The sequence below is a fragment of the Ruminococcus hominis genome, from assembly GCF_014287355.1.
In the GTDB taxonomy this organism is placed as follows: Bacteria; Bacillota; Clostridia; order Lachnospirales; family Lachnospiraceae; genus Schaedlerella; species Schaedlerella hominis.
In genome coordinates this window covers 527,968-551,457 of sequence record NZ_JACOPE010000001.1, presented here as the reverse complement: position 1 = coordinate 551,457, position 23,490 = coordinate 527,968, and the positions used below count along the sequence as shown (strand labels likewise).

25 protein-coding genes, 1 pseudogene and 1 other annotated feature are annotated in these 23,490 nt (G+C 38.2%); of the genes and pseudogenes, 7 read left to right on the top strand and 19 right to left on the bottom strand.

Annotation, left to right across the window (positions count from 1 at the left end; genetic code table 11):
• Positions 1-11 precede the first annotated feature (11 nt).
• From rpoB to H8S40_RS02400, 5 genes are all read right to left on the bottom strand, one after another.
• Entirely contained in the window at positions 12-3,881 is a 3,870-nt protein-coding gene (gene rpoB, locus H8S40_RS02420; RefSeq protein WP_022074843.1) for a DNA-directed RNA polymerase subunit beta, read from the bottom strand.
• A 304-nt stretch (positions 3,882-4,185) separates the two neighbouring features.
• On the bottom strand, positions 4,186-4,551 hold the full coding sequence (rplL, locus tag H8S40_RS02415) for a 50S ribosomal protein L7/L12 (RefSeq protein ID WP_186865610.1): 366 nt from the start codon (positions 4,549-4,551) through the stop codon (positions 4,186-4,188).
• Between the two features lie 113 nt (positions 4,552-4,664).
• Positions 4,665-5,201: a 50S ribosomal protein L10 gene (rplJ, locus tag H8S40_RS02410; protein ID WP_117990214.1), complete on the bottom strand. Its 537-nt coding sequence runs from the start codon at positions 5,199-5,201 to the stop codon at positions 4,665-4,667.
• 49 nt (positions 5,202-5,250) lie between these two features.
• Positions 5,251-5,392 (bottom strand) — a sequence feature (ribosomal protein L10 leader region).
• A gap of 77 nt (positions 5,393-5,469) precedes the next feature.
• Positions 5,470-6,741 (bottom strand): sensor histidine kinase, encoded by a 1,272-nt coding sequence (locus H8S40_RS16410; RefSeq protein ID WP_186864464.1) that lies wholly within the window; start codon positions 6,739-6,741, stop codon positions 5,470-5,472.
• 2 nt (positions 6,742-6,743) lie between these two features.
• A complete protein-coding gene (locus H8S40_RS02400; protein WP_118688330.1) occupies positions 6,744-7,457 on the bottom strand; it encodes a LytR/AlgR family response regulator transcription factor in 714 nt (237 codons plus the stop codon).
• 166 nt (positions 7,458-7,623) lie between these two features.
• Here H8S40_RS02400 and H8S40_RS02395 point away from each other — a divergent pair, with 166 nt between their 5' ends.
• From H8S40_RS02395 to H8S40_RS02370, 6 genes are all read left to right on the top strand, one after another.
• Entirely contained in the window at positions 7,624-8,238 is a 615-nt protein-coding gene (locus H8S40_RS02395; RefSeq protein WP_186864463.1) for an accessory gene regulator B family protein, read from the top strand.
• A gap of 169 nt (positions 8,239-8,407) precedes the next feature.
• On the top strand, positions 8,408-9,142 hold the full coding sequence (locus H8S40_RS02390; RefSeq protein WP_118688332.1) for a hypothetical protein: 735 nt from the start codon (positions 8,408-8,410) through the stop codon (positions 9,140-9,142).
• Between the two features lie 11 nt (positions 9,143-9,153).
• Positions 9,154-9,393: a hypothetical protein gene (locus H8S40_RS02385; RefSeq protein ID WP_186864462.1), complete on the top strand. Its 240-nt coding sequence runs from the start codon at positions 9,154-9,156 to the stop codon at positions 9,391-9,393.
• The gene (locus H8S40_RS02380; protein ID WP_186864461.1) at positions 9,378-9,836 is read left to right on the top strand and encodes a hypothetical protein; all 459 of its coding nucleotides are present in this window, start codon (positions 9,378-9,380) and stop codon (positions 9,834-9,836) included. Before H8S40_RS02385 ends, H8S40_RS02380 begins: the two co-directional genes overlap by 16 nt.
• 186 nt (positions 9,837-10,022) lie before the next feature.
• Positions 10,023-10,433, top strand: a complete 411-nt coding sequence (locus H8S40_RS02375) for a hypothetical protein (protein WP_118688334.1) — start codon at positions 10,023-10,025, stop codon at positions 10,431-10,433.
• 51 nt (positions 10,434-10,484) lie between these two features.
• On the top strand, positions 10,485-10,916 hold the full coding sequence (locus H8S40_RS02370) for a lipoprotein (RefSeq protein ID WP_118688335.1): 432 nt from the start codon (positions 10,485-10,487) through the stop codon (positions 10,914-10,916).
• Between the two features lie 107 nt (positions 10,917-11,023).
• Here the strand turns inward: H8S40_RS02370 and H8S40_RS02365 are convergent.
• From H8S40_RS02365 to H8S40_RS02330, 8 genes and pseudogenes are all read right to left on the bottom strand, one after another.
• Positions 11,024-11,263 (bottom strand): annotated as a pseudogene (locus H8S40_RS02365) (PD-(D/E)XK nuclease domain-containing protein); the annotation flags it as partial.
• Between the two features lie 181 nt (positions 11,264-11,444).
• The gene (gene rplA / locus H8S40_RS02360) at positions 11,445-12,137 is read right to left on the bottom strand and encodes a 50S ribosomal protein L1 (protein WP_022074845.1); all 693 of its coding nucleotides are present in this window, start codon (positions 12,135-12,137) and stop codon (positions 11,445-11,447) included.
• A gap of 152 nt (positions 12,138-12,289) precedes the next feature.
• Positions 12,290-12,715, bottom strand: a complete 426-nt coding sequence (gene rplK / locus H8S40_RS02355; protein ID WP_022074846.1) for a 50S ribosomal protein L11 — start codon at positions 12,713-12,715, stop codon at positions 12,290-12,292.
• A gap of 51 nt (positions 12,716-12,766) precedes the next feature.
• Entirely contained in the window at positions 12,767-13,285 is a 519-nt protein-coding gene (gene nusG / locus H8S40_RS02350; RefSeq protein ID WP_022074847.1) for a transcription termination/antitermination protein NusG, read from the bottom strand.
• A gap of 25 nt (positions 13,286-13,310) precedes the next feature.
• A complete protein-coding gene (gene secE, locus H8S40_RS02345) occupies positions 13,311-13,511 on the bottom strand; it encodes a preprotein translocase subunit SecE (RefSeq protein ID WP_022074848.1) in 201 nt (66 codons plus the stop codon).
• A 22-nt stretch (positions 13,512-13,533) separates the two neighbouring features.
• Positions 13,534-13,683 carry a 50S ribosomal protein L33 gene (rpmG, locus tag H8S40_RS02340; protein WP_004842370.1) on the bottom strand — a complete coding sequence of 50 codons (150 nt, stop codon included), beginning with the start codon at positions 13,681-13,683 and terminating at the stop codon, positions 13,534-13,536.
• Positions 13,684-13,856: 173 nt separating this feature from the next.
• On the bottom strand, positions 13,857-16,706 hold the full coding sequence (locus H8S40_RS02335; RefSeq protein ID WP_186864460.1) for a YhgE/Pip domain-containing protein: 2,850 nt from the start codon (positions 16,704-16,706) through the stop codon (positions 13,857-13,859).
• 38 nt (positions 16,707-16,744) lie between these two features.
• Positions 16,745-18,808, bottom strand: a complete 2,064-nt coding sequence (locus tag H8S40_RS02330; RefSeq protein ID WP_118688338.1) for an efflux RND transporter permease subunit — start codon at positions 18,806-18,808, stop codon at positions 16,745-16,747.
• Positions 18,809-19,022: 214 nt separating this feature from the next.
• Here H8S40_RS02330 and H8S40_RS02325 point away from each other — a divergent pair, with 214 nt between their 5' ends.
• Entirely contained in the window at positions 19,023-19,649 is a 627-nt protein-coding gene (locus tag H8S40_RS02325; RefSeq protein WP_117990209.1) for a TetR/AcrR family transcriptional regulator, read from the top strand.
• A gap of 57 nt (positions 19,650-19,706) precedes the next feature.
• On the opposite strand, the gene fucO is transcribed toward H8S40_RS02325, so the two are convergent.
• From fucO to H8S40_RS02295, 6 genes are all read right to left on the bottom strand, one after another.
• A complete protein-coding gene (gene fucO, locus H8S40_RS02320) occupies positions 19,707-20,852 on the bottom strand; it encodes a lactaldehyde reductase (RefSeq protein ID WP_117990208.1) in 1,146 nt (381 codons plus the stop codon).
• 144 nt (positions 20,853-20,996) lie between these two features.
• On the bottom strand, positions 20,997-21,557 hold the full coding sequence (locus tag H8S40_RS02315) for a TetR/AcrR family transcriptional regulator C-terminal domain-containing protein (protein ID WP_330514282.1): 561 nt from the start codon (positions 21,555-21,557) through the stop codon (positions 20,997-20,999).
• Between the two features lie 107 nt (positions 21,558-21,664).
• Positions 21,665-22,228 carry a tRNA 5-(aminomethyl)-2-thiouridylate-methyltransferase MnmM gene (gene mnmM, locus H8S40_RS02310; protein WP_186864459.1) on the bottom strand — a complete coding sequence of 188 codons (564 nt, stop codon included), beginning with the start codon at positions 22,226-22,228 and terminating at the stop codon, positions 21,665-21,667.
• Positions 22,229-22,284: 56 nt separating this feature from the next.
• A complete protein-coding gene (locus H8S40_RS02305) occupies positions 22,285-22,518 on the bottom strand; it encodes an HPr family phosphocarrier protein (RefSeq protein WP_117990205.1) in 234 nt (77 codons plus the stop codon).
• A gap of 150 nt (positions 22,519-22,668) precedes the next feature.
• Entirely contained in the window at positions 22,669-22,929 is a 261-nt protein-coding gene (locus H8S40_RS02300) for a hypothetical protein (RefSeq protein WP_117990204.1), read from the bottom strand.
• Positions 22,930-22,972: 43 nt separating this feature from the next.
• Positions 22,973-23,455 carry a VanZ family protein gene (locus H8S40_RS02295; RefSeq protein WP_117990203.1) on the bottom strand — a complete coding sequence of 161 codons (483 nt, stop codon included), beginning with the start codon at positions 23,453-23,455 and terminating at the stop codon, positions 22,973-22,975.
• Positions 23,456-23,490 lie beyond the last annotated feature (35 nt).

Genomic DNA, 23,490 nt, shown 5'->3' with positions numbered 1-23,490 from the left:
GTTGGCTCCTCCTATTCTTCGTCCATAAATTCATCGAAATCAATTATTTCGTTTTCATCGAAATCTTCTGGTTCCTCTTCCTGCTCTACATTCTCAAGTTCTCCGTCTACGAATTCCTGCTCTGTATAGCCATGATCTTTATAAGACTCCTCATCACGATATCTTCTGTCGCCTTCGATAATTGCATTCAAGTTTGTATTACCGTAATCAACAGATTCCATCATCTTGACTTCTTCGAATTCATTCTCTCCAGTTTCACGAAGCACACGAACATCCAGAGCAAGTGACTGCAACTCTTTGAGCAGTACTTTGAATGATTCCGGTACTCCTGGTTCAGGGATATTCTCTCCCTTGATAATTGCTTCGTATGTCTTCACACGTCCCACAACGTCATCTGATTTTACAGTCAGGATTTCCTGAAGTGTATAAGATGCACCATAAGCTTCCAGTGCCCATACCTCCATCTCTCCGAAACGCTGTCCACCGAACTGAGCTTTACCACCCAGTGGCTGCTGTGTAACCAATGAGTAAGGACCAGTTGAACGTGCGTGGATCTTATCATCAACCAAGTGATGCAGTTTCAAGTAGTGCATGTGTCCGATTGTTACCGGGCTGTCGAAATATTCTCCTGTACGACCATCTCTCAGACGAACTTTTCCGTCACGAGAAAGTGGTACACCTTTCCAGAGTTTTCTGTGTTCTCTGTTATCTGACAGATACTGCAGTACTTCCGGAAGTAACTCTTCTCCATGCTTCTTCTCGAACTCATCCCATTCTAAGTTTACATAATCATTTGCCAGGTCGAGTGTATCCATGATATCGTTCTCGTTTGCACCATCAAATACTGGTGTAGCTACGTTGAATCCAAGTGCTTTTGCAGCAAGACTCAAGTGGATCTCCAATACCTGTCCGATATTCATACGAGAAGGTACACCCAATGGGTTCAATACGATATCCAGTGGACGTCCGTTTGGAAGATATGGCATATCTTCTACAGGAAGTACACGGGAAACAACACCCTTGTTACCATGACGACCAGCCATTTTATCTCCTACAGAAATCTTTCTCTTCTGTGCGATATAGATACGTACAGACTGGTTAACTCCCGGAGATAATTCATCTCCGTTCTCTCTTGTAAATACTTTCGCATCTACAATGATTCCATATTCTCCATGAGGTACTTTCAGAGATGTATCCCTTACTTCACGTGCTTTCTCACCAAAGATTGCTCTTAACAAACGCTCTTCTGCTGTCAGTTCTGTCTCTCCCTTAGGAGTTACTTTACCAACAAGGATATCCCCTGCACGAACCTCAGCACCAATACGGATAATACCTCTTTCATCCAGATCTTTAAGTGCATCATCACCAACACCCGGAATGTCTCTTGTGATTTCTTCTGGTCCTAATTTTGTATCACGTGCTTCTGCTTCATACTCTTCGATATGAACAGATGTGTATACATCATCCTGTACCAGTCTTTCACTAAGAAGAACAGCATCCTCGTAGTTGTAACCTTCCCATGTCATAAATCCGATCAATGGGTTCTTACCAAGAGCCATCTCTCCATTAGATGTAGAAGGACCATCTGCGATAACCTGTCCTTTTTCTACTCTTTCGCCCTTGTCTACGATTGGAATCTGATTGTAACAGTTACTCTGGTTACTTCTCAGATACTTGATTAATTTATATGTTTTCTTACTTCCATCATCGTGACGGATTGTAATATCTGTAGATGTTGAACGCTCTACAACACCTGCCTCGTCTGCAACAACACATACACCTGAGTCAACTGCAGATTTCACCTCAAGACCTGTACCTACTACCGGTGCTTCTGTAGAAAGAAGCGGTACTGCCTGACGCTGCATGTTGGATCCCATCAGAGCACGGTTAGCATCATCATTCTGAAGGAATGGAATCAATGCTGTAGCAACAGAGAATACCATCTTAGGTGATACATCCATGTAATCGAATTTATTTCTCTCATATTCCTGTGTCTCTTCGCGGTAACGACCAGATACATTCTTATGAATGAAATGTCCTTCTTCATCCAAAGGCTCATTCGCCTGTGCTACATGGTAATTATCTTCTTCATCTGCTGTCATATATACAACTTCATCTGTTACGATTGGATTTATCGGATCTGTTTTATCAATCTTACGATATGGTGCTTCTACAAAACCATATTCGTTAATTCTTGCATAACATGCAAGTGAGTTGATCAGACCGATGTTAGGTCCTTCAGGTGTCTCTACAGGACACATTCTTCCATAATGAGAATAGTGTACATCTCGTACCTCGAATCCGGCACGGTCTCTTGACAAACCACCTGGTCCTAACGCAGACAGACGTCTCTTATGTGTCAACTCTCCCAATGGGTTGTTCTGATCCATGAACTGTGACAACTGTGAAGAACCAAAGAATTCTTTAACAGCTGCTGTAACCGGTTTAATGTTAATCAGTGACTGTGGTGATACGCCATCCTGGTCCTGAGTTGTCATACGCTCACGAACAACTCTCTCTAAACGTGAAAGTCCGATTCTGTACTGATTCTGGAGAAGTTCTCCGACAGCACGAATACGACGGTTACCCAAATGGTCGATATCATCATCATTACCCATACCATATTCCAGATGCATATTGTAGTTAATTGAAGCCATGATATCTTCTTTTGTAATATGCTTTGGAATCAAATCGTGAATATCTCTGCGGATAGATTCTTTTAATTCATCAATATCTCCTGCAGACTCTTCAATCAGTCCTGCCAATACAGGATAATATACCTGCTCTGTAACGCCAACTTCCTCTGGATCGATATCTACTACTGCCTGCAGATCAACCATCATATTAGAAAGAATCTTGATATTACGTGATGTATCTTCTCCTTCTACCCAAATGTATGGTGCTGCTGCATTCTGAATCTCTTTTGCAAGTTCTCTTGTAATTTTTGTTCCTTTTTCAGCAACAACTTCACCTGTGATCTGGCTTACTACATCTTCTGCCAGAACCTGTCCTGTTACACGATTCTTCAGAGCCAGTTTCTTATTAAATTTATAACGTCCTACTTTTGCAAGGTCATAACGTCTTGCATCGAAGAACATGCTTGTGATCAAACTTTCAGCACTATCTACTGCAAGTGGCTCACCCGGACGAATCTTCTTATATAATTCCAAAAGACCTTCCTGATAACTCTCAGAAGTATCTTTTCCAAAACTTGCAAGAATCTTAGGTTCCTCACCGAACAACTCTACGATCTCTGCATTTGTACCAACGCCAAGAGCACGAATCAACACTGTGATTGGCACTTTTCTTGTACGGTCAACACGTACATAGAAAACGTCATTGGAGTCTGTCTCATATTCCAACCATGCTCCACGGTTTGGAATTACTGTAGATGAATATAATTCTTTTCCGAGTTTATCATGAGCAATACCATAATAAATTCCTGGGGAACGAACGAGCTGACTTACGATAACACGCTCAGCACCATTGATTACAAATGTTCCTGTCTTTGTCATCAGCGGAAGATCTCCCATGAAAATTTCATGCTCATTGATCTCATCAGTCTCTTTGTTGTAAAGTCTTACTCTTACTTTCAGAGGTGCAGCATATGTTGCATCACGTTCTCTACACTCTTCAATTGTGTACTTCACTTCATCCTCGCAGAGTCTGAAATCAACAAATTCCAGGCTGAAATGACCGCTATAATCAGCGATTGGTGAAATATCATCAAATACCTCTTTCAGACCAGACTCCAGAAACCACTCATAAGAGTTCTTCTGAACTTCGATAAGATTCGGCATCTCTAATACTTCTTTTTGTCTGGAATAGCTCATACGTGAACTTTTTCCGTTTGTGATGGGACGAATTCTGTTTTTCTCCATTGACGTTTCACTCCTCATATATTTTTTTGCGGGCTCCAATTGCCCAGTTAATACTCCACTTTTCTATTATCGGTAAAACAAGGCTTCGTTTTTTACAATCTACAACGCCTAGCTTTCCACAATAGCGCATTTTCTACTATAGCACATCTTCCATTTGAATGTCAACATGTTTTTCAAAATTTTCTTGACATTTTTATGTTTTTGTGGTATATAAGCGAAACAAAAAGCGGCAGCTACGTCCAGGAATTGTCTCTTGGACATAGCTGCCGCTCTATAACACTCTCTAATTGTATAAGAACAACAATTATTTAAGGTTAACTTCAGCACCTTCAGCTTCAAGTTTAGCTTTGATATCTTCAGCTTCTGCTTTAGAAACAGCTTCTTTAACTACCTTTGGAGCTCCGTCTACAAGCTCTTTAGCTTCTTTCAGTCCAAGACCTGTGATCTCACGAACTGCTTTGATAACTTTAACTTTTGCTGATCCAGCAGATACAAGTTCTACGTCGAACTCATCTTTCTCTGCTGCAGCTGCTCCAGCATCTCCTGCTGCTGCAACTACAACACCTGCTGCTGCAGATACACCAAATTCTTCTTCACATGCTTTTACTAATTCATTTAACTCTAATACTGATAACTCTTTGATCGCTTCGATCATTTCAGCTGTTGTCATTTTAGCCATTTTAATATCCTCCATTATTTTCATATTATAGGTTTATAAATATCATTCTTCCGAATCATATCATACACAGTGTATTCATCTCAAACCACCATGTTTTGGATGTCTTACTCCTCTGTTGCTGCTTCTTCAGCTGGAGCTTCTGTAGCTGTTTCAGCTTCACCATCCTGCTCTGCAATCTGTTTGATAACACGAGCGAAGTTTGTAATAGGTGACTGCATACTTCCAAGTAATCTTGAAAGAAGTACTTCTCTTGAAGGGATCTTTGCAAGTTCTGTTAATCCTGCAACATCATATACTGTTCCTTCAACTACACCTGCTTTCAGTTCAAGCTTATCTGCTTCTTTAGCGAAGTTACAGATAATTCTTGCTGGAGCTGTTGCGTCATCTTTAGAAATAGCGATTGCGCTTGGTCCTTCCAAAAATTCATCCAGACCTGCAAACTCTGTTCCTTCAAACGCTCTCTTCATCATAGTGTTTTTACATACTTTGTAAATAACACCTGCTTCTCTAAGCTGTTTACGAAGCTCTGTATCCTGTGCTACTGTAAGTCCACGGTAGTCAACAAGTACGATTGACTGAGCGTCTTTAATGTCTTCAGCGATAGCTGCTACGATTGGTTGTTTTAATTCAACTTTTGCCACGTTCCGGTGCACCTCCTTATTAGATTTGTATGACTGCTAGAAGGTTGCTTTAAGCAAATAAAAACCTCCATGCCCAAAGACACAGAGGTTTACAAATTTCATCTTCATTCGAAATCTTGTCTTCCTCGGCAGGCGTCATCATACTTACGCTTTACAGCACCTGCTGTCTTCGGCAGTCAATTGCTATATTAGATTAGCATTAATTTAGCAAGATGTCAAGTGTTTTTTCTTTTATTTTTTACTTTTTTCACTCATGTATGCGAAAAGTTCATATCCTCAATTCAAACGATATATATTCCTTTTGATCCACCTCAACATTCTCCAATATCAGTTTCCCATCATATTCTTTCACCATTCTGTTCAGTTTGTACAATCCGATTCCATGGCATCCTTCGCCATCTTTCTTTGTTGAATATCCCTTTTTGAAAATATTCTTACAAAATTCCGGTGTAAGATGTGGTCCAGGATTTTTGATTTCAAATACCGCCTTATCATCTTGTGAACCAATCTTCGCAAATATTGTTTCTCCTTCATTCGTTGCTTCGATTGCATTGTCAATCAAGATTCCTAAGTATTCAATCACTTCATATTCTGTACAAGCTGTTCTGATTACATATTGTTCAATATCCAAATGCAGTTCTTTTCCTTCTTTATCTGCCTGGCGAATTTTACTGAACAAAAAACCACTTACCAAATGCATATTCAATTTTAACAAATTCATTTCGAAATCAGGAAGCATATCATGCTCCGTTGTTTCCAACAAAGCCCCCTTTAACGATTCAAAATCTTCATATACATACGCAAGAGCATGAATACTCTGCAACTTATTGTGATAATCGTGCTGTCTGATTCGTACTTGTTCGATTAACCCTTCAACGATTGGAAGATATTCTTCGTAAGTTTTCATCCGCTTCAACTGTTCCGGTTGTTTAAAATAGCGATAAATCTCACTCCCATTAACTATTACAAGAATCAACATAACTCCAACGATAATCAGGTAATTCGAAAAGAACTTTTCTGTTCTTAACCGGGCATACACAACCACAGCAAATAGAACTAAAAAGCTATCAACAGCTATTAATAAAATCCCCAAATTTCTTTTTATAATTATTTCATATATTTTATTCAAGTGAAAATAACGATAACCTATCCCAGCAAATACCAATACAATCAGCATTCCGACTATTGGTGCCGCTCCCCGAAACGCTCCTGCAGAAGTCAAATTCCAAAAAGGCACTTGAACAATCTCAGCAATCATAACCATACCATAAATCAGTACATACACTATAAACATTTGAATCAACGCTAAATGTACAAGATATTCCAAACATGCAAACAAGATTATATGTGTTATTATCAAGTGTATCTGCGATTGAACTCCCATAAAATTAAGAATACTGCTCGCAAGTGCCGGAATAATACCTATATACCAGAAAGACTTTCTACTTCTTATCGAACACGCCAAAACTGCACATAAAAATATGTAAAAAATTAAGTACTCCATATATGCTGTCACAAAATCTGCTATATAAATGTACACTTTTATAATACCCTCCATATATTTTCAAATGCTTCCTTATATTTACGGCCTACCGGTATCTCTGTATCTCCAATATAAAGCAAACGATTACTCCTGTCATATTCCGAAATGCATTTTAAATTTACAATATATTTCCGATGACATCGAAAGAATCCATATCTAAGTATGTTTTCCACCTGCTCCATCGTGTAACTTATAGTTTCATAGCATCCATCTTTTGTATAAATCTGTACCCTTCTATTTATCCCAGGACAAATATAAATAATCAAACGCTCTGGAATACGAATTTCTCCACCCCAAAAATTCTGAAAAGAAAATGTTTCCGGTGCTACTAACGGAGAATGCAGCACATCATCCAGGCACTTATTAATATTTTCTGCTGTATATGGTTTTAAAATGTATCGGAAACACCCCGTATCAGACAATGCCGCCTGAATTTTTTCTGGAACAGAAGTAATATAGATAATCGGTGTATATTTATAAGGAATAATCGAGCGTATATAATTCCCAAGTTGTAGCCCACCCTCATCGCCATCCTTCTCATCCAACTTCATATCAAGCAAAAATACATCATACTTCTTTCCGGCACAAAATATCTTCGCTTTTTCTAATGTTGTACAAATATCTGCAACTATATTTTCTTTTCGTCTTTCCAATATTATTTTCAATGCTTCGCACTGTTCTGCTTCATCATCTACAATTAATATGTTGTACATTATCCGTTTCCCCTTCTTTGCTTTTCAATAATCACTTTCATTATATCTTTATCTTTCCAATTCATCAACGAAACATCTTTGTCATTCACACTCAATAATTAGCTGTTCATGTTTAAGTTGTCTGAAAATTATAGTTTTATTTCTTGATTGATGATACGATTAGTCCATGGAAAAGTTAAATAATTTTATTATTACACAAACAATTTCTTGGTTAACACCAAATCGTACCTTAGAGCATTTATCAAAAATAAAAGTAGAATATAGCTTTCTCATCATTTTCTCTGAATTTGAGAAACTTTTAGCACTCGCCATCATATTCGCTTTAACTAATCATTTTACTGAGTTCCTACAAATTTTATTTTGTTTAACTTTAACGAAACATTTTCTTGGTGGAATTCACTTGAAAACGGTATTGCAATGTTTTGGCTTAACACTAATAGTATTAGAATGTATTATTCATTTGGGAAATTGTATTCAGTTTGCGTATAGCACCAAATTCCTTATTTACATTTTAGAAGTGCTTTTGGTTATTTTATTTGCGCCAATACAATCTGAAAACAAAAATGACATAAGTTTTTCTGAACGAATTAAATTTAAATTCAAAGGAATAATTTCTATTCTTTTTATAATTTCTATATCTAATATATTACAAGTGGGGAAGGAGAGTTACATGTTATGTACACTTTTAGTAGTAGAAATTGAAACCATTATTGCTTTATCATTTTCAGTTCGAAAGAAAGAGAGGAACAAAACAGATGAAAAATCACCAGAAAGACAATAAGCCACTAAAAAATCTCACCATTAAATATTTAGAGCAATTTGCAACAAAATTTGCAAAACAAAGCTCATGCGTCTCCTTATGGGGCGAAGTTACACTGCCCAAAGAATTAAGAAACAGCACTACTCACAATTAACAATTTAATTATCATCTAAATTTTAGGAGGTGTATTATGAAAACTCTTAAGAAATGGCTCTTATTTTTTCTTCTAATTATAGTATTTACTTCTGGTTGTAGTAAATCAACCACAGAAGATAATGGCAAAAAAATCATCAAAGACTTTTTCTCCAACAGTTATGAATACACCGCCACATACTACCGAACAAATGAAGCAAATAAAAAAAGTAAACTCTGTGTATATGAAGGCATGCTAATTCCAAACCCATATCAACAATATGAAAATTTAATCGAAGACTCCAGCCATTCAACTTCATTATTAGCATCCTATAGTTATACATCAAATAATGTAACTTATCGTCGCATGAAACTCCGCAACGAAAACGATACATTTTGGACAGCTGAGCAAATCAGCGAACGTCAAGACGCCATTTATAATCGTCAAAATCTTGTTCTTCGCCTTAAGAAAAAGGAGAAAAATCTTGCAACTTTTTATACAGAATATACAGATACTTTACATTATGATCCAGATGGAAGAAATATAGAAGTACCTTATATCAACCAATTAGAATATATCGTTGATTTAAAAGAACAAGAAATCAAAAAAATTGTAATCAACACCGAAGAGTCCGAAAAAGCTGTTGCAATTGCTTCGCTCATGCAAAATGGTTTTTCAAAAGATGAGGCCGAAAGTAATGTAGTATTGGGAAAAGACTATTTTCACTCAGAAATCATCTTTGAAATCACTAAAGTAAATAACGACTTAGATATTCCAACACCTATACAATAAGAGGTATCACTATGAAAAAATTATTCAGTATTATCCTCACGCTAACTCTTTTCTTAAGTTCATCCATTACAATTTGTGCCGCAGAACGCCAAACCGTTACTCCCCCACAAGATGAACTCATTTTCTTCGAAACCTTACAAGCTCTTTTTCCTGATGTTTCATTAAACAAAAACGGATATGTAGATGATTACAATAACAATTCAGCCACGTTTTCACTCAAAAAGCTGCTGATTTTTTGTCTAATCCTGTAGAAACACATACCGCTGAATATAATGGTGGCATCTGCAATTTAAACGTATATGCAAACGGAGCATATGGAGCATATGGTTTCGAAAAGATTTCATCCGATGTTACTCCTTATGACGCTGGCTACAACATAACAGGCTCTACTTATCGTGCTTATTATACAATGATGGCTTCACAAGGTTTTTCTTACACATTTACAGTTTCATCCGGTTCAGGCTATAGTACAATTTCACAATTATCTGGCGTTTCTACACAATATGGAATTCCTCAGTCATATTTTAGTGCTAGATCTTCGCAATATATACGTGCTAAACAGACTTCTGCTTCCGCTCCTGCACAAGTTTGTGGCGATGCAGAATATTATCACATGGGATACTCCAATGGGACATTCAGACTATATTCTACTGCTAACTCCGGAAACGTAAGTGTTTCATATACCGTATTATAAAGTAATGTATGTCAAAACTTTGCCAGCTTAAAATCTTTGTAAACACATAGTTAAGTTTTATTAAATCCAGAAAAGCTGTTTCACTTTCAGCTTTTCTGGATTGACTATTTTATATTGAAATTATTATCTGAAAACGATATCCTAATAGTAACATCCATAACAGCATTTCGAAAGGAGAGTTTTACATTGAAAAAGAAGTATTTCGCAATACCCATCCTACTCTTATTATGTGCCCTTATTATTTTCACTCCACCAGTCATGTTTGCTAAGGGTCTCCCCATCTTTGGCAAGAAATCTGTAAGGTCAGAAAACAATTTTGATCACCTCGGAGATGGCAGTGATTTCACCTCAAGAAAGGTTTACTACACAACCGATTTTGATTATTTCTATTTTATCAATTTAAGATTTTGGGAAAATCTCGAAATCGAACAATTGCAATATTATATTCCTACAGATGAACCTAAAGTAAAGAAAATCAATCCGTTTATATATTCTGTTGAACAAAACCTTAAGTATTCTTATATCAATTCATTTGGTGTAAGCCGTGGTAGCGATTTTTGGTATTTTGATTATTATGCAAGAGACGACAAGTTGTAAAGTCTAATTTTATTATGGTAGATTTTCCCAATTACAAAGGAGGTATCTTTTTTGAAGAAAGTAAAATTAAGCATCTTTTTCATCAGCTTAATATTCATTTTAACCGGATGCAATTCTAACAAGTTTACAATTCAACAAAACTGGAAGCTAGAATTACCAAAAGATTCAAACGAAATATATCACAAGGATACCGGAACCTCCTTTCATGGAGATGGAACATTCTATACTGTTTACCAAACCGATGATGCAGCTTCTGTAAAATCAATGGCAGACTGGACAACCAACTCTTCTTCAACAGTATTCACAGATAATTTTCCAGCTTTTGCTACATATTGTTTGGATAAATTAGATGTACCATCAGAAGAACGCATTGACTTTGAACATTGTCAATACTACTATCGTATAGAAAAAGACAACTCGGAATTGTTGTTGGTATACAATTCCGAACTCAAACTTCTTTACATTATAGAAAACAGACTTTAAAAATCAGCAAAGCAAAACCGGAGATACACCCGCCATTCTGGTGTAATGTCTCCGGTTTTATTTTTCGCAGCAAAATGCCCGAATAGTCAATCTAGCCCTTCCATCTCTTACTTTTTAATTTTCACCCTACACTTCTTTTTATAAAAAGCGATTCCATATTTTATGATATTCTCCACTCCATCATCTTGAAGTACTTCTTCATAATTGTTTGTTTCAATTTGTTCAAATGCTTCTAGACAGGCTGTCTCCAGATTACCATCGTCCGCATACTTCAGTTCTAACACAATTCCTGTTTCTCCATCATCTGTCTCCACCAAAACATCACTGTATCCCTCTCCTGCTTCTTTATTAGAAGAAACACTTCACGCTTCTTCATATCCGAAGAATCCCCTTTCAGCAATATACATTATTTTATCAACGAAATATACAAAAACCGGAAACACCTTACCTCTCGGTCTGATGTCTCCGGTTTTTATTATTCACGAACTTTTAACAAGCTCCTTTTATAAGCAATCTCTAAAACTCGAATTAAGCAAGTTTCAATGGGTTAAGTTTTACTCCAGGTCCCATTGTAGATGTCAGTGTTACGCTCTTAAGGTACTGACCTTTTACTGCTGCTGGTTTTACTTTAATAATTGCATCGATAAGCGTCTGGAAGTTGTCCGCTAACTGTTCTTCAGTGAATGAAGCTTTACCAATCGGTACATGGATAATGTTTGTTTTGTCCAATCTGTACTCAATCTTACCAGCTTTGATATCGTTGATAGCTTTTGTTACATCCATAGTAACTGTTCCAGCTTTTGGGTTTGGCATAAGACCTTTTGGTCCAAGTACACGTCCAAGACGTCCAACAACACCCATCATATCTGGTGTAGCAACAACTACGTCAAAATCAAGCCATCCTTCGTTCTGGATCTTTGGAATCAGTTCGTCTCCTCCAACGAAATCTGCTCCTGCTGCTTTAGCTTCCTCAGCTTTTGCATCCTTAGCGAATACAAGGATACGAACTGTTTTACCAGTTCCGTGTGGCAGAACTACTGCTCCACGAATCTGCTGATCAGCGTGACGTCCATCACATCCTGTTCTGATATGAGCTTCGATTGTTTCATCAAATTTTGCAACTGCTGCTTTCTTTACAAGAGCGATAGCTTCTGTTTTTTCGTACAGGTTTCCTCTTTCGATCTGTTTTGCAGCTTCGATATATTTCTTTCCGTGTTTCATTTCTATAATAACCTCCTTGTGGTATTGGCGGGATCGTACCCCTCCCACGATATTCAACTCTGTTACAATTTCCGCTATCTACTTGCCACCTGCTTAGACACCGCAGGAAACTTTCAATCCGGAACCGATTATAATACTTTATTTAATAAATATTAGTCCTCTACTACTACACCCATAGAACGGCATGTTCCAGCGATCATGCTGATAGCTGACTCAAGAGATGCTGCATTTAAGTCAGGTAATTTTGTCTGAGCGATTTCTTCTACCTGAGCTTTTGTAATTGTAGCAACTTTAGTTTTGTTTGGAACGCCTGAACCAGATTTGATGTTACAAGCTTTCTTAATCAAAACTGCTGCCGGTGGAGTCTTTGTAACGAAGCTGAAGCTTCTGTCATTGTAAACTGTGATAACAACAGGAATGATCAGATCTCCCTGATCTGCTGTTCTAGCGTTGAACTGTTTTGTAAATTCAACGATGTTAACACCGTGCTGTCCCAATGCAGGACCAACCGGTGGTGCTGGAGTTGCTTTACCAGCTGGAATCTGTAATTTAATATATCCTTCTACTTTTTTTGCCATTTTAATTACCTCCTTGTGGTATTCACGGGATTAGGCATCCCTCCCACGGTTTTAATCCATCTTTTTAATTTCTGAAAAGTTAAGTTCAACCGGAGTTTCGCGGCCAAACAACTCAACATTGATCGTCAGGCTCTGTTTTTGTTCATTGATTGTATTAACAACACCTGCTGTTCCTTCCCAGGCACCACTTAAGACAGTTATCATATCTCCGATTTCGTAATCGCATTTGACCTCTGTCTGTCCGATTCCCCAATGTTCCATCTCTGTCTCATCCAATGGAACCGGTTTGGAGCCAGGACCAACAAATCCTGTCACACCTCTTGTATTACGAACAACATACCAGGTGTCATCATTCATAATCATATGAATCATGACATATCCAGGAAACAGCTTTCTCTGACTTACTTTCTGAACACCATTCTTCAGTTCAACAACTTCCTCCATAGGAACTCTTACTTCCAGAATCTGATCTTCAAGCTGACGATTCTCGACCGTCTTATCAATGTTCGCTTTTACTTTGTTTTCATAACCTGAATAAGTATGAACTACATACCATTTTGCTTCTGACATAAAATCACCTTTCTGCTGTAGCCGCCTAGCGTACAAGCCAGTCGATTCCATATTTCAAAAGAGAATCAATCACTGTTATGATTGCTCCTAAGAATACAGAAACTGCAACTACTGCCGTTGTCTGTTTTACAAGTGCATCCTTGTCTGGCCAGATAATCTTACGGAACTCTGCCTTAAGACCTTTAAACCAGCTCTTCTTCTGAGGTTTTCCTGACTTCTCACTCATGATGTCCACTCCCTCTCAACGACTATTTCGTTTCTTTGTGCAGTGTGTGTGATTTACAGAACTTACAATACTTCTTTGTTTCCATGCGGTCTGGATGAGTTTTCTTATCCTTTGTCATGTTGTAATTGCGGTTCTTGCATTCTGTACATTCCAATGTAATTCTTGTGCGCACAACTTCCACCTCGCTTTTTATTTTTTAATTCTTAGTTTCTGATGGTTGCGAAGCCATCAAGTTTTAGGCATAAAAAAAAGACCTACTTCCATTCGCCAGAAAACTATACCATATCTGACCTATGGAAGTCAAGTCTTTTTCCTTATTATTCTTTGCTATTTCTTATTTATTTGTTATTTGTTTGTTACAAATACAAATTTCACTTCTCCATCCATTCCGTCTGAAATACCTGTGAAGCTCTTGTATGCTTTCGATGTATCAATCATTCCGTTTGCTTTATCAAGAACAGCACTCAAATCTCCATCAAATGCACTGACAAGTTTTTTAATACCCTCTTCATTAAACTGGATCATACCGCTATTCAATTGGTTTGCTCCATCGTCTAACTGTTTTACACCATCAATCAGTGCTGTTGAACCACTCTGCAGTGTTCCGATACCTGTTGCAAGTGTTGCTGCTCCCGAATCAAGCTGTGTTGCACCATTATGCAGTTTTACTGTTCCGGCTGCAAGGGTTGTTGCTCCGGCATTAACCTGTGTTGCTCCGCTTGCAAGCTGTGTTGCTCCTTCTGATGCTGATTTTGCTCCACCTGCAAGTGCTGTTGCTCCTTCTGATGCTGATTTTGCCCCTGCATTAAGGTCTTTTACTCCTGCTGCAAGTGTTGCTGCTCCTTCTGATGCTGATTTTGCCCCTGCACTCAATGCTGTAGCTCCTGCATACAAATCAGCATTTCCTGTTGCCAAATCTTTTGCACCTGTAGATGCATTTGCCAGACCTGCTGCAAGCCCATCTTCTCCATATACAGCACTCTGTAATAATGTTACTCCGTCTTTCAGTCCTGTTATTCCAGCTGCCGCATTTCCATTCAGTCCCATATCTAACTGTGTTGCACCTGTACTTAACTGACCTAATCCTGCACTCAGAGCACTCATACCATTTTTAATGCCCTTTTCTCCATTTAAGCCTGCATCCACCTGTGCTGCGGCCTCATTCAATGCTGCTACCGTTCCTGCAAGTTCTGCCTGACTTGTATTCTGAACTGCCTGATTTACATTATTTGCCTGTGTTGCCACATTAGCTGCTTCATTTGCTGTATTTGTTGCTGTATTTGCTGCTGTACTTGTGCTGTCTGCATATGCCTGTGCTGTGCCTGCATATGTTGTCATTTGTACTGCTGCCGACTCCAACGCTGTTGTATCTATATATGCATTTGCTAATGCCTGAAGCTGGGCTGCTGTACCTTCATCTAATTCCACTCCGGAATTCAAAATTGTCTGCGCTGCCTGTTGTGCTGCCGCCAGCTGACTCTGTGCCTGTTGTGCCTGCGCTGTTGTCTCTGCCGCTGCTGTAGCTGCCTGTGCCTGAAGATTTGCTGCACCATTCTGTAATTCTGCTGCTGTTCCCTGCAGTCCGGCTGCCTGATTCTGAAGACTTGCCGCCTCACTTTCGACATTCTGTGCTGATTCTGCAACTGCCCCTGTACTTGACGGATTCAATTTTGTGTTCAACGCATTTAAGCCTGCATGCAACTTTGCTGCACCTGTAGCAACCTGCTGTACTCCTGCATCCAATTCCTTCGAGCTTGCTGATGCATTCATAAGATTTGTATTTAATGTTCTTGCTCCATCTGCCAACGCATTCACACCGGTTACCATGTCGTCTACTTTGCCTTTTAATGCTCCAACACCGGTTGCTGCACCATCCAGTCCTGTCGAAAGAGCTGTTGCTCCATCTGATGCCTTTTTAGCGCCATTATTTATCTGCTCAAGCCCGCCTGCTAATGTAGCATTTCCTGTTGCCAGAGTGTTTGCACCATCAAGTAATGCGGATGTTCCAAGTGCCAGTTTTCCATTTCCCGCTGCCAGTGTTGCTGCTCCATCTGATAAATCTGCATTCCCCTGTGCTAATGTCTTTGTCCCACCTGCTAATGTACCTGTTCCACTTGCAAGTGCTTTACTTCCTGATACCAGTTCCCCGGCTCCACTTGCAAGACTCTTTGTTCCGTCTGCCAATGTCTTACTTCCTGTAGCAAGCTGTCCGATACCGTCTGTCAGTGTCCCTGATGATGCAAGTAATGTATCAAGACCATCCTTCAGCTGCCCTGTTCCATCTACCAGCTGATTCGCTGCATCCTGAAGTTCATTCATAGACTCCTGAAGTCCTTCCAAGTCATCTAATTTCGAATCATTTTCTTTATCACCAAGGTCATTAAACAAGCTGTTTGTAGCAACTGTAATTCCTTCAATTGCTTCATAATCTGTAACATCCATCTCTACTTCAAAGTAGTCCGGAATATCAAGATCCGTAGTTCCGAGAATTTCTGTCATACCCGGGAAACCATATCCGATAACCATATCTCTATCCCCATCAGAAATAATTTTTCCATTCTTTACTACGACATTCGAAACCATATCTGTATCCATCAACAATCCGGATGCCATCATAAATGGAACTTTTATGCCATTGTTTGTTTTTTCGCTTGTATTTTCATAAGTATATCGGATAACCAAGTGACCACTCTTACCTTCCAGATCACTGGCCGATACATCTTTTTCATCTAACTTATAACTAATCTTCACTCCGACCGGGAGAGCCTTATCAGTCTTACCCTGATAACAAATATCAGAACCTTCTGTATTCCATGTCAGATTCTTTCCACTTGTTGTAAATGTTTCGTCTCCTTTTACATTTTCAATGTCACTCAAGTCCGAAACATCCTGCAAACTTGATACATCTGAAATATTCTTCAGCTGATCTGAAACTGTAACCTCTGTAACAGCTCCACTTCCATCAATTTTAGCATATACAGTCTCATTCTTTGTCGGTTTTGCACTGGTTGATTCTGTATTTTTCGAAGACTCTTTTTTATCTGATTTTTCTGTTTTTGCATCTTTTTGTTCTGTCGATACTTTCGCATTTCCCTCTGCTGCAAATACATATGCAGGTGTTGTTCCAACACTTCCTGCTACTAAAGTTGTCAGCATCACTGCTGCGACCAACGTTCTGAACTCTCTATTTTTCATTTTTATGACCTCCTTATGTTCCTGTTTAGCCAGCATCATTATACTTTCATTTTCTTCGTTGTCTTATAAATCACTTTATCGAATACCATCAACATAGACGGGAGGATAAATATTACAACAAACATACTAATCAATGCTCCACGTGACATCAATGTACACAGAGAAGAAATCATGTCAATATCCGAATATAATCCAACTCCGAATGTTGCGGCGAAGAATCCCAGTGCAGATACAATGACCGAACTAATCGATGAGCCTAATGCAATTCGTATTGCTTCTTTCTTTTCGCATCCTTTGCTTCGCTCTTTCCAGTAACGTGTCGTCATCAAAATCGCATAATCGACAGTTGCTCCCAACTGAATTGTTCCGATTACGATAGATGCAATAAACGGCAACGTTGTATGGGTATAATATGGAATTCCCAGGTTAATAAAAATCGCAAATTCAATTACTGATACCAGTATAACAGGTAATGAAATAGATTTAAATACAAATGCAATAATGATAAAGATTGCTACGATTGAAACCGCACTTACTACTTTAAAATCTTTATCTGTAATTGTAATAAGATCTTTTGTACAAGGAGCTTCACCAATGAGCATTCCTGTATCGTCATATTTTTTTACAATATCGTTGATTGTTGTACACTGTTCATTGACCTCGTCTGACGCTACTTTATATTCTGACTGAACAAGCATCAGCTGCCAGTTTCCTTGTTTCAATGTCTCTGTCAATTCTGACGGGATGATATCTCTTGGAATAGATGAGCCAAGCAGATCGTCCAATCCAAGCGCGAATTTCACACCTTTTACTTTTTTAATTTCTTTCAGCATTGCTTTCGCATCTTTTGCTGACATATCAGATTTGACAAGTACCATGTCTGTTGCATTCATGTCAAATGTATCTGCCAGTTTATCATTTGCCTTGATGCTGGCAAGATATTTCGGAAGTGTAGAATCCAGATTGTAATATACATCTGTCTTTGTATATCCGATCAATGCCGGAACTAATACAACAAGGAATACTACCACAAACACTTTGAAATGTTTTGTGATCCATTTTGCAGGTTTCTCCATCGGCGGTATGATGGAACGATGTGTTGTCTTTTCAATCGCTTTATCGAACACAAGTAAAAGTGACGGTAGAATTGTAACACAACTGATCACTCCAAATACAACGCCCTTTGCCATAACGACACCCAAGTCGCGTCCAAGTGTAAAACTCATAAAACACAATGCAATGAAACCAGCCACCGTTGTAATGGAACTTCCAATTACTGATGTAAATGTATTGGATATTGCATGTGCCATCGCACGCTCTTTGTCGCCATCAAAACGCTGCTTATTTTCCTGATAACTATGCCACAGGAAAATGGAATAATCCATCGTAACTCCAAGCTGCAACACTGCACTTAACGCCTTTGTAATGTAAGAAATCTGTCCGAGGAAGTAGTTACTTCCCATATTATAAACAATTGCCATACCGATACTAAGCATAAAGAATATCGGTAAAACCCAACAATCTGTAAATATTGAAAGTACAATACAACTTAACACAACTGCAATCAGTACATAAATCGGCATCTCTTTTTCAGACAGGTTCTTAATGTCTGTTACAACTGCTGACATACCACTTAAATAGCACTGTTCATTTGTAACACTTCGAATCTCTTTGATTGCATCCATTGTACTGTCTGCGGAGGTTGTATCATCAAAGAAGATTGCCATCAATGTCGCATCATCTTTATAAAATACATCTTTTAGGTTGTCAGGCAGTTCACTGATCGGCATTGATAAATCTGCAATAGAATCATACCAGATTACATCTGCCACTCCGTCTACCTGCTCAATTTTCTGTTTAACATCTGCTGCTTCTTTCGTCGTCATGCCATCTACGATTTCCATTGCGAATGCGCCTTTTTGGAATTCATCGATTAAAATATCCTGACCTTTCATTGTGTCAATATTCCCCGGCAGATAATAGAGAATATCATAATTTACCCGAGTCTTTAAATACCCCAAAACCGATGGAATTAATAATAAAATTCCGATAATTAAAATTGTGATTCTGTATTTCACAATTTTTTTACCCACCTTAATCATATTTTCATCTCCCAATCTTTTTCATTTCTAAACCCATTATATTCCTAAATGACTATTGGTCAATATTCACATTTGCAAATTTGTAGCCGAAAATGAATATTGGTCATTTTCATATTGATTTTTTTTTACTTTTGTTACACAATAGATAATATCTTGTTGAACTGTATCGCATGATATCGATATTGTTCAAGAATGTATTACAGGAGTGAGGAATATGAGTAAGGTAGACTTAAATAAGAAAGAAAAGAAAAATGCACTTTTACAGACTGCATTTGAATTATTCACAGATAAGGGATTTGCCAAGACGACAATCTCCGACATTTCTTCTAAAGCCGGTCTTGCAAAAGGCACATTTTATTTGTATTTCAAAGATAAATACGACTTGCGAGACATTTTAATCGCACATAAAACCGGTCAGCTTTTCGCAGAAGCACACCATGCTCTTCTGCAAGAATCTATCGAAGGTTTCGAAAACCAATTATTTTTTGTTGTTGATTTCATTATAGCAAAACTGGAGGAAAACCCTAAATTATTGCAATTTATCTCTAAAAATTTATCCTGGGGAATTTTCAGAGTTGCCTTCGAGCAACAAGTTGCTGACGAATCAGAAGAATCTCGCGAATTCTATTCTTATTATCGTGAATTGGTTCAAAAGAGCTCTATCACCGATGTAGAAGCTGAATTATTACTTTTTACAATACTGGAGCTTGTAGGTTCCACCTGCTATAGCTGTATCTTATACGAACAGCCTCTTCCTATAGAAGAGTATATGCCGTACCTGCATCGTTCGATTCATCATATTTTATTATCTTATTTCAACAAAAATGAATACAGCCAGTAAAAAAGAAACGACAGAACATGCACTGCTCTGCCGTTTCTTTTTTTATATAGCTTTTTCTTACATTAATTTTCTAAACAAATCTTTCAGATCTTCTACGCTTGCATCTTTTGGATTACCCGGTGCACAAGCATCTGCATGAGCAGACTCTGCCAGGAACTGAAGATCCTCTTCTTTGAGTGCTTCAAGTTTTGTAGGGATACCAACATCTACAGAAAGCTTCTGTACAGCATCTACTGCTGCTTTGCGGTACTCTTCTACAGACATATCATCCACACCCTTTACGCCCATTGCTCTTGCGATTTCTTTGTATTTCTCGCCAGTGCAATCTGCATTGTATTCCATAACGATTGGAAGCATCATTGCACATGCAACACCGTGTGGTGTATCATATACAGCACCAAGTGTATGAGCCATAGAATGTGCGATTCCAAGTCCTACGTTTGAGAATCCCATTCCTGCAATATACTGTCCGAGAGCCATACCTTCACGTCCCTCTTTTTCGTTATTTACTGCACTTCTAAGTGATCTTGAAATGATTTCAATTGCTTTCAGATGGAACATATCTGTCATTTCCCATGCTGCTTTTGTTGTGTATCCTTCAATTGCATGTGTTAATGCATCCATACCTGTAGAAGCTGTCAGCCCCTTTGGCATAGAAGACATCATGTCTGGGTCTACAACTGCGATGATTGGCATATCGTGTGGGTCAACACATACAAATTTTCTTTTCTTTTCTACATCTGTGATAACATAGTTGATTGTTACCTCTGCTGCTGTTCCTGCTGTTGTTGGAACTGCGATGATTGGTACACAAGGTTTCTTTGTAGGTGCAACACCTTCCAGGCTTCTAACATCTTCAAATTCAGGGTTTGCAATGATAATACCAATTGCTTTTGCTGTATCCATAGAAGAACCGCCACCAATAGCAACAATGTAATCAGCTCCTGCTTTCTTAAATGCTTCTACTCCATGCTGTACATTTTCGATTGTTGGGTTTGCTTTGATATCAGAATAAATTTCATACTCAAGTCCTGCATCTTCCAGCACTTTTGTTACTTTTGTTGTTACTTCAAATTTAATCAAATCCGGATCAGAACATACAAATGCTTTTTTGTAAGCTCTTGCTTTTGCCTCTGTTGCAATTTCCCCAATTGCACCTGCTCCATGATAAGATGTTTCATTCAACATAATTCTGTTTGCCATTTTTTCTTCTCCCTTTCTGTTTTGCCGTTTTGTTTTCTTATGTCTTTATTTTAACAATATCTTCTCCAAATAAAAAGTTACAAAAAAGTCAATCTGTCACATTTTCACATGTCAGATTGACTTTTTTCTTATTTTTCATTCATTTTACACAAGATTTAATTGTTTCATCACATCATACAACTCTGACGGCATCGCCGATACAAGTGCCTTCGCCATCTCTTGTGGTGTGCTTTTTCTCTCACCCAGCACCCACTGAACAGTCATATAAATAGACCCCTGACAATACATCTCCAACAAAAAACGTAGATTTTCTGAAATCGGTTCTTTCGTCTTCTCTTCAATCTGCCTTGTATAAAAAGCAAGTATCAATTGGAAATCATGTTCTCTTAAACAATTCTGCTGGTCATTACGAAATGCTGCCTTAAAAAATAACTTTTCTTCTTCAATATACTGAAACTTCTTACACAAACCTTCATAGACAGTTTTTCCCTCTCCCATATGCTCAAAGGATTCCAAAAGAATCTTGTCAAAATACCAGTTTATCAAATCATATTTATCTAGAAAATAGCGATAGAATGTCTGTCGTGTTGTCCCACATTCCTGAACTATTTCTTTAACTGTAATCTTCTCTACCGGCATGGTTCTCATACAAGTTTTCATCGCTTCCGCAAGCCGGTATTTCATTTTCTCCTGCTTATCTCCCACTCTTTACCATACCTTTCTTTTGATTTATCCATACTATACCATATCTTCCCCGTAAAATACAGAATAAAAGGTTGAATTCCACTGCAATCACAGTGAAATCCAACCTTTTAACGTTTAAAAATAAATGCCGGGATTGGGGGATTATTCTCACGATTATAGTATTCATTTACAATTACTGTATATTCTTTCGGATTAATTTCTTTTATATATTGAAGAATTGCATCCTTCTCTTCAAACCCTGTATCACCGCCACTGTAAATACACAGACTCATCATACCACCATGCTTCAACAAGGTAAGCCCTTTTTCAATTGCTTCCAGACTTGTCTTTGTTTTTGTTGAAATACTATGATTCCCGCCCGGAAGATATCCGAAATTGAAACACACGACATCCACCGATTCTGTCTGCACATATTCATCCATATGCTCATGACCTGTCAAAAGTAATGTTGCCCTGTCAAGCAGACCTTCTTTCTGCAGCAAGTTTTCTGTTGCATGCACCGCTTCCGACTGGATATCAAATGCAAGCACACTTCCTTGCTCTCCTGCTAATTCGCATAAAAGCTTTGTGTCGTGTCCCTTCCCCATAGTCGCATCAATATATAATCCGTCTTTCTTTGCCACAGACCGTATAATCTGATGACTCCAATCTGTAATCTGTGATGGATTCATTTTATTTCTCCTCGTCTATATAGCACTTACCACATAATTTATAGGCTTCATCTAAACTATGCTGTATACTCAGCAAGCAGTTCGACAAACTCATCACTCGTTCCAAAAGCTTCTACTTCAATATTCTTCTCTTCGCAAATAGAAAGTACGCCAAGTAAAGACTTTGCATCAATTCTCATATTTCTTGCCTTTAAATCTACATCGAAGGGAAATTGTTGTACTCTATTAACAAATTCTACTGCTGCATCTGCATTTTCAAATGCGATTTTTTTCTGAACTGTATCAGCCATCTTTTTTTCCTGCCTTTCCGTAAAATCTGCCTAATCATACCTCAAAACAATTTTATCGTCAATACATATTTTGTCTATTTTCATGCAAATTCTGCTCTTTTTTTGTCCTAGATAAAGTATTCAATAGTCTTTTCTGCTGTCACAAGTTTCTTATTCAGCATCAAAATCTGCTTCGAACACACCTTCCGGAGTCTTCATCGTCAGAATTCCAAGATTAAAATCCTCGTCCTGAATTGTAATATGATATTCAAATACGACATCATCCTCGAATTTGGATAACAAAATGTAAGTTCCGTTTTCCTTTCCGTCTATCTGGTCACAAATATCATTGTATACATCTACCCCTGAAATTTTTCTCGGATATCCTGCATCTTTTATTTTTTTCTCAATCGCTTCATATAATTCATTCATGTTCTTTTCCTCATCTTTCTGATATTTTTCTTTACGAAGTACATCATTTTGTACTTTCTTTCTTTTCTCTACGACTTATCATCCATGTTACAAGCATTACTCCGATAAACGCGCCGCAGCTGTCAATCAGTACATCCCGCACTTGACCGCTTCGACCAGGGACAAACAATTGATGAATTTCATCAGTAGCTGCATATATCGTTCCGCATAGCCACGGGATTCCAACGATATATCTCTTTTTTCGCTGAATCTCATAAGTTGCCCCGAAAATCAACGTACCCAATACTGCGTATTCCGTCGCATGTGCAGTCTTTCGAACCGGAAAATCCACTTTATCAACAAATGCATTTTGTTTTACCTCGCTCCACTCATCAAATCCCGGAACAAACCACTCACCGACAAGTCTTCCGACCCTTCCGCTGTCTTCTCCTGACAAATCACCATTTCTGGACGAAAAACCAAAAATCATAATCATCCAGATAATTGCCAGCACAAGAAAGAGTCTCTTTCTCTTGTTATACTTCATTTGTTATTTCCTTTATACTTCCCTTTATGCTACTC